Source organism: Actinoplanes utahensis (genome assembly GCF_016862455.1).
In the GTDB taxonomy this organism is placed as follows: Bacteria; Actinomycetota; Actinomycetes; order Mycobacteriales; family Micromonosporaceae; genus Actinoplanes; species Actinoplanes utahensis.
In genome coordinates, this window is the sequence record NZ_BOMZ01000088.1 from 173,798 (window position 1) to 180,332 (window position 6,535).

Below are 6,535 nucleotides of genomic sequence, written 5' to 3' on the forward strand. Positions count from 1 at the left end.
AAGGGTCTGACCGGAACTGGACAGGCTCACCGCACCGTCTCATGTGGAATGGTGGGGGCATGGTGAAGCTTGGTGTCAGCCTGCCCCAGTTCCAGCAGTTCACGCCCGGCGTGGATGTGGTCGCTGCGGCGCGGGCCCTGGAGGAGATCGGGTTCGACAGTCTGTGGGCGTTCGAGCGACTGCTCGTACCCGAGGACCAGAGCGGCCCGCACGGGCTCTACAACGTGCCGGGCCTGCCCTGGCCGGACCTCTACCGCGGGGTGACCGACGCGCTGGTCACGCTGTCGATGGCGGCGGCGGTGACCGAGCGGATCGAGCTGGGCGCCGGGGTTCTCGTGGTGCCGTTGCACGTGCCGGTGCGGCTGGCGAAACAGCTGGCGACGCTGGACGCGGCCAGTGGCGGGCGGCTGATCGCGGGACTCGGGTCGGGGTGGTCGATCGACGAGTTCGCGGCGGGTGGCGCGGTGCCGATCACCGAGCGGGGACGGGCGCTCGACGACTTCCTGGACATCGCGGAGGCGGTCTGGGGACCGAACCCGGTCAGTTTCGCCACCGGGCGGTTCCGGGCGGACGCCGCGGACATCGGGCCGAAGCCGGCACGGCGGATCCCGGTGCTGCTGGGCGCTGCCAGTGACAAGGCCCTGGCCCGGGTCGCCCGGCGGGCCGACGGCTGGGTGGCCAGCGGCGCGACGCCGGAGCAGGTCGCGGAGAAGCTGGCGCTGGTGAAGCGGCTGGCCGAGGAGTACGGCAGGGACCCGGCGACCATCGGCTGCACGGTGCAGATCGCCACCCTGGATCTGACCGAGTCGACGGCGCAGCCCCGGCCGCCGTACGCGGGGAACGTCGCCCAGCTGGCCGAGGACGTGGCGGCGCTGGCCGAGGCGGGCGCCGACCACGTCTACCTCACGTTGCCGGCCGCGGTGAAGGACGTGACCGAGCTGATCGACCGGTCCGGCGAGTTCTACGAGACGGTGCGCGCGGCAGGCGTCTGACGAGGTGTGCGGGTTTCGACCGCTATCCGCGCCCGTACCCCGCACCCGGCCGGGCGAGGAGCCTGTCGCGGGCGGCGCGGGCCAGCCGGGCGTCGTGGGGGGCGGTCGAGGTCGCCGAGCGGCGGCCGGCTGAGAGCCGTCAGGAAGCCTGCCGGATGTGGGTGTCGGCGAGCCACACCTCGGCGAGCTCGCTGAGCGGGATGTCGAGGGCCTCGCTGAGGCAGACGACGGTGCCGAAGGCGGGCGCGGGCAGCCGCCCGCCTTCGATCTTGCGGAGGGTCTCGGGGGAGATGCCGGCCGCCGCCGCGACCTCGACGAGGCTGCGGCCGGCCCGGGCGACGCGCAGTGCGGCCCCGAGGCGCCGGCCGGCGGCGATCTGTTCGGCGGTCAGTGGTTGGCGAACCATGTCCGCAGGATAGTCGGCGATGGTGACCGACCCGGGCATGGTATAAAAATACCGCATCCGTAAGGGGAGGTTGTCGTGATCGAGCTCAAGTCGCCCGGAGAGATCGACCGCATGGCGGTGACCGGCCGGTTCGTCGGCGAGTTGCTGGCCGAGCTGAGCGCGTCCGCCGCGGTCGGCGTCAACCTGATGGACCTCGAGCACCACGCCCGGGGCCGGATCAAGGAGCGCGGCGCCGAGTCCTGCTACTGGGACTACGCGCCCTCGTTCGGCCGCGGCCCGTTCCGTAACGTGCTCTGCCTGTCGGTGAACGACGCGGTGCTGCACGGGCTGCCGCACGACTACGTGCTGCGCGAGGGCGATCTGCTCAGCCTGGACATGGCGGTCGGGATCGACGGCTGGGTCGCCGACTCCGCGGTCTCGGTCATCGTCGGCGCCCCCGACCCGGAGGACCTGAAGCTGATCGAGGCCACCGAGGTCGCCCTGGAGGCGGGCATCGACGCGGCCCGACCCGGCGGCCACCTCGGCGACATCTCGGCCGCGATCGGCGCGGTCGCCCGCCACTACGGGTACGGCGTCAACCTCGAGTTCGGCGGCCACGGCCTGGGTCGCACCATGCACGAGGGCCCGCACCTGCCCAACGACGGCCGCGCCCGCCGGGGGATGCGCTTGCAGCCCGGCCTGACGATCGCGATCGAGCCGTGGTTCTGCCGGAGCACCGACAAGATCAGGTTCGATGAGGACGGCTGGACGATCCGCTCGGCGGACGGCTCCCGTACCGCCCACTCCGAGCACACCGTCGCGATCACCGAGTCCGGCCCGCGGGTGCTGACCCGCCGCCCCGGCGAGGAGTCCGGCGAGGCCGGGCAGCCGGCCGCCGAGAGCCGGATGTCGTAAGGGCCGCACCGGGCCATCGGCATCCGGTCATCACCCCCATCAGAGTGACCCGCTGAGATGTATCGATGTACATCACTTCCTCGCTACCTTCGGGCACAGGTAAACGCCCGTTCCCCGAAGGCAGAAGGACGTCCCCATGCGTACCCCAGCCAAGCTCCTGCTCGCCGCCGCGGTAGCCGTCACCGGCATGTTCGCCCCCGCCGCCGCCTCCGCGGCCCCGCCCGACCCCGGCCCCGGCACGTACGTCGTCGGCGGCACCCCGGCCAGCCAGAACTACTCGTTCATGGTCTACGTGTCCGGCTGCACCGGCTCCCTCATCAAGGCCAACTGGGCGGTCACCGCCAAACACTGCCCGACCCCCGCTTCGGTACGGGTGGGCAGCACCGACCGCTCCAGCGGCGGCACCGTCGTGTCCGTCCGCCGCGCCGTCAACCACCCGCGGATCGACGTCAAGCTCCTCGAACTGGCGTCGTCGGTCACGTACGCCCCCGCCCCGATCCCGACCGCCTCGGGGGCTGTCGGCACCGCGACCCGCATCATCGGCTGGGGTCAGACCTGCCCGACCCGTGGCTGCGGCTCGGCCCCGCGCATCGCCAACGAGCTCAACACGTCGATCGTCGCCGACAGCCGCTGCTCCGGCATCGACGCCGCGTACGAGATCTGCACCAACAACACCAACGGCAACGCGGGCGCCTGCTACGGCGACTCCGGCGGCCCGCAGGTGCGCCAGGTCAGCGGCCGCTGGGCGCTGATCGGCGTGACCAGCCGCGCCGGCAACAACAGCTCGGTCTGCGCCACCGCCCCGTCCATCTACGGCGACCTGCCGTCCATCCGCGCCTGGGTGAACACCCAGGTCGGCGGCCTGCCCGCCTGATCCGTCCGCACACCTCGGAAGCCGGGCCGGCGAGATTCTCGCCGGCCCGGCTTTTTTCGTGTGCCTATTTTCGGCGCGAATGCATCCACGGCGCCCTCGAAGAGCGAACATCCGCAGAACAGACTCTGCGCGGAAGGGAGGTCGATTGAGCTCCGACGACGAGCTCGCCGAGCGTCTACGCAACGGCGACGAGAAAGCGCTGCGTACGGCATACGACCGGCACGGCGCGGCCGTGCTCTACCTCGCCCAGCGGTTGCTGGGCAACCGGGCCGACGCCGAGGACGTCACGCAGTTGACGTTCGTGGCGGCCTGGACCGGGCGGGACACGTTCGATCCGGGACGCGGCACCGTCCTCGGCTGGCTTCTGGGCATCGCCCGGCGCAAGGCCGTCGACCGCTTGCGGTCCGCTCAACGCGACGTGCGGACCACCGAGACGGTACGGGCACAGCTCACGCCCGCCGACGAGCCCGAGTCGCCCGAACGGGTCGTCGACCGGCTGGTCGTCGCCGACGAGCTGGGCCGGTTGCCGGACGAACAGCGCCGCACACTGGAACTGGCGTTCTTCGACGATCTCACCCATCCACAGATAGCCGCCGTCACCGGGCTCCCGCTCGGTACGGTCAAAAGCCATATCCGCCGTGGAATGGCGAACCTGCGACGTCGTTGGGAGGTGGACGGTGCAGCATTTGGATCCCGACAGGCTGGTCCTACTCGCGCTCTCTGAAGAACAACAGGACACCGGCGAGTCGGACCATCTCGCACAGTGCGCCGGCTGCCGGCACGATCTCAGCGCGCTCCGCGAGGTCGCCGACCTCGGCGCCGAAGGCGGAGACCTCCGTGATCTCCCCAACCCGCCGGAGCACGTCTGGCAGGCCATCGAGGAGAGCATCAGCGCCTCGGCCGCCCGGACGGCGGAGACCGCACCGGTGATCGACCTGGCGCACCGGCGCGACCGGCGCGACCGGCCGGCCCGTCAGCGGCGGCCACGCTGGCTCGCCCCGGTGCTGTCCGCCGCGGCCGCCGCCGTCGTCGCGGTCGCCGGGACTCTCGCGATCACCGGCCTGCTCGACCGCCCGCCCACCGAGACGGAGACGGTGACCGCACAGGCCACCCTCGCACCGCTGCCGACCGTTCCCGCGTCCGCCAGCGGCAGCGTCGAGGTGCTGTCCGACGGCTTCATGCGGATCGACGTCCGCAACCTGCCCCTGACCACCGGTTTCCACGAGGTGTGGCTGCTCGACCCGGACAACCCCACCAGAATGGTGTCCATCGGCAACCTGCCGAACCGGTCGACCGTGGAACTGCCGGTGCCCACCGGCACCGACATGAACCGCTACAGCCTGGTCGACATCAGCGACGAGCCCCACGACGGCGACAGCACCCACTCCGGCAGCAGCCTCCTCCGCGGAACCCTCACCTCCTGACCCCCGAGAGCGTGTGGAGTTCAGCCCGCATACGGCCCCGAACTCCACACGCTGTTCCCTTGCGGGTCAACGGCGGGGCAGCACGCCCAGGAGGGTCGCGGTCAGGGCCGGCTTCAAGGAGTCCTCGAGACTCGCGTGGAAGCGGGCCAGGTCGGGCTCGGCCGCGTAGGCCGCCTGGAGGCTGGGCGGGGGCGTGCTGTAAGCCGACAGTGCGCCGGCCATGACCACGGTCTGCAGACTGAACATGGTCGCGTTCTCGCCCAGCTCCGGCAGGTACTGCCGGACCAGGGCAGCCATGGTGGCCAGGTGATCCAGAGAGGCGCGCTTGTAACGGGCCACGACCTCGACGGACACGTTGTGCTCCAGGACGCTGCCCTGCGAGCCGAAGAGCTCGCACAGCACGGCCCGGCCGGACAGTGACCGGCTGAGGATCCCGGCCACCGCCGCCGCCCGCTCGGTCATGGGCAGATCGGCGCCGACACCGTCGGCCAGCTCGTCCGCGAGCTCGGTCAGCCACTCGCTCAGGAAGCGGTCCAGCAGTTCCAGCAGAACCGCCTCGCGGGACTCGAAGTACCGCAACACGTTCGGCTTGGCCAGGCCCACCCGGCGACTGAGCTCGTTGAGAGTGACCGCGGCCACGGGCATCTCGCCGAGCATCGTCGATGCCATGTCGAGGATCGCCCGCCTGCGGATCTCCCGCTGCTCCTCGGTTCGCGCCCGCTGGAAAGTCACGATCACCAGCCTAACTTAAGTACCTGCGGTACGTTGACATCGAACCGGCGGTACTTTAACGTCACTCCCATCAAAGTACCGCCGGTACTTAAATGACGGGGAGCCGACATGGGCGAGAAGTGGACGACGGCGAACATTCCGGACCAGCGCGGGCGGGTGGCAGTGGTCACCGGGGCCAATACCGGGCTGGGGTTCGAAACCGCCAAGGCGCTGGCCGAGCGCGGGGCGTCCGTGGTGCTCGCCGTCCGCGACGTCGAGAAGGGCGAGCAGGCGGCGGCCCGGATGACCGGCGACGTGACCGTGCAGCAGCTGGACCTGACCTCACTCGACTCGGTCCGGAGCGCGGCAGCGGCGCTGCGGTCCCGGCTCGACCGGATCGACCTGCTGATCAACAACGCCGGCGTGATGTACACCCCGAAGCGCGTCACGCGGGACGGCTTCGAGATGCAGTTCGGCACCAACCACCTCGGTCACTTCGCACTCACCGGCCTGCTGCTGGACCTGATGCTGCCGCTGCCCGGCTCCCGCGTGGTGACGGTCAGCAGCACCGGTCACCGCATCCGGGCCGCCATCCACTTCGACGACCTGCAGTGGGAGCGGTCGTACAGCCGGGCCGCCGCCTACGGCCAGTCCAAGCTGGCCAACCTGATGTTCACGTACGAGCTGCAGCGCCGGCTCGCCACCCGCGGCACCACCGTCGCGCTGGCCGCGCACCCCGGCATGTCCAGCACCGAACTGACCCGCAACTCCCCCGCGGCCCTCCGGCTCCCACTCACCTGGCTCGCCCCTCTGATCACTCAGACGCCGGCGATGGGCGCTCTCCCCACCCTGCGAGCCGCCACCGACCCCGCCGCGCTCGGCGGCCAGTACTACGGTCCCGGCGGCCGCTTCGAGATCGAGGGCCATCCCCGCCTGGTCACTTCCAGCCCGCAGTCGTACGAGGCGACCCTCCAGCAGCGACTGTGGTTCGTCTCCGAATCCCTCACCGGCGTCGGGTTCCCCATCCTCCAATCCCGGCAACCCCACTCGTCCCCCACCGGATCAGCCACCACGATGTAGCCCGCCCCACATGACCGAACATCTTCTCGCCAGCTGCATCCACCCACGGAGTCCTCAGCAACACCGGTAGTTCCAGTACCGACGCCGCACCCCCACCAGTAGCGACAAGCTCTTGTCGCCGCGCGCTGCAGCCCCCCAGTAGCGACCAGCTTCC

8 protein-coding genes are annotated in these 6,535 nt (G+C 70.9%); 6 read left to right on the top strand and 2 right to left on the bottom strand.

Annotated features, from left to right (window positions below; translation table 11 throughout):
• Positions 1 to 59 precede the first annotated feature (59 nt).
• Positions 60 to 992 carry a TIGR03619 family F420-dependent LLM class oxidoreductase gene (locus Aut01nite_RS31350; RefSeq protein WP_043525176.1) on the top strand — a complete coding sequence of 311 codons (933 nt, stop codon included), beginning with the start codon at positions 60 to 62 and terminating at the stop codon, positions 990 to 992.
• A gap of 139 nt (positions 993 to 1,131) precedes the next feature.
• Here Aut01nite_RS31350 and Aut01nite_RS31355 read toward each other — a convergent pair whose 3' ends face one another.
• The gene (locus Aut01nite_RS31355; RefSeq protein WP_043525329.1) at positions 1,132 to 1,398 is read right to left on the bottom strand and encodes a helix-turn-helix domain-containing protein; all 267 of its coding nucleotides are present in this window, start codon (positions 1,396 to 1,398) and stop codon (positions 1,132 to 1,134) included.
• 75 nt (positions 1,399 to 1,473) lie between these two features.
• On the opposite strand from Aut01nite_RS31355, the gene map reads away from it, so the two are divergent.
• The 4 genes from map (at position 1,474) to Aut01nite_RS31375 (ending at position 4,590) form a co-directional block, all read left to right on the top strand.
• On the top strand, positions 1,474 to 2,292 hold the full coding sequence (gene map / locus Aut01nite_RS31360; RefSeq protein WP_043525175.1) for a type I methionyl aminopeptidase: 819 nt from the start codon (positions 1,474 to 1,476) through the stop codon (positions 2,290 to 2,292).
• A gap of 187 nt (positions 2,293 to 2,479) precedes the next feature.
• A complete protein-coding gene (locus tag Aut01nite_RS31365) occupies positions 2,480 to 3,166 on the top strand; it encodes a S1 family peptidase (protein ID WP_373871558.1) in 687 nt (228 codons plus the stop codon).
• A gap of 145 nt (positions 3,167 to 3,311) precedes the next feature.
• Complete coding sequence (locus tag Aut01nite_RS31370) at positions 3,312 to 3,890, top strand: RNA polymerase sigma factor (protein ID WP_043525172.1); 579 nt, start codon at positions 3,312 to 3,314, stop codon at positions 3,888 to 3,890.
• Complete coding sequence (locus Aut01nite_RS31375; protein WP_043525171.1) at positions 3,844 to 4,590, top strand: anti-sigma factor; 747 nt, start codon at positions 3,844 to 3,846, stop codon at positions 4,588 to 4,590. Before Aut01nite_RS31370 ends, Aut01nite_RS31375 begins: the two co-directional genes overlap by 47 nt.
• A 66-nt stretch (positions 4,591 to 4,656) precedes the next feature.
• Here the strand turns inward: Aut01nite_RS31375 and Aut01nite_RS31380 are convergent, their stop codons facing one another.
• Positions 4,657 to 5,322, bottom strand: a complete 666-nt coding sequence (locus tag Aut01nite_RS31380) for a TetR/AcrR family transcriptional regulator (RefSeq protein WP_043525328.1) — start codon at positions 5,320 to 5,322, stop codon at positions 4,657 to 4,659.
• Positions 5,323 to 5,430: 108 nt separating this feature from the next.
• On the opposite strand from Aut01nite_RS31380, the gene Aut01nite_RS31385 reads away from it, so the two are divergent.
• Positions 5,431 to 6,381, top strand: coding sequence for an SDR family NAD(P)-dependent oxidoreductase (locus Aut01nite_RS31385; RefSeq protein ID WP_043525169.1), 951 nt, complete (start codon positions 5,431 to 5,433; stop codon positions 6,379 to 6,381).
• The last annotated feature ends 154 nt before the right edge of the window (positions 6,382 to 6,535 follow it).

What these genes read in the sequence shown, in the direction of transcription:
- Aut01nite_RS31350 (WP_043525176.1), top strand. Translation starts at nt 60, where the DNA reads ATGGTGAAGCTTGGTGTCAGCCTGCCCCAGTTCCAGCAGTTCACGCCC.
- Aut01nite_RS31355 (WP_043525329.1), bottom strand. Translation starts at nt 1,398, where the DNA reads ATGGTTCGCCAACCACTGACCGCCGAACAGATCGCCGCCGGCCGGCGC.
- Aut01nite_RS31365 (WP_373871558.1), top strand. Translation starts at nt 2,480, where the DNA reads ATGTTCGCCCCCGCCGCCGCCTCCGCGGCCCCGCCCGACCCCGGCCCC.
- Aut01nite_RS31385 (WP_043525169.1), top strand. Translation starts at nt 5,431, where the DNA reads ATGGGCGAGAAGTGGACGACGGCGAACATTCCGGACCAGCGCGGGCGG.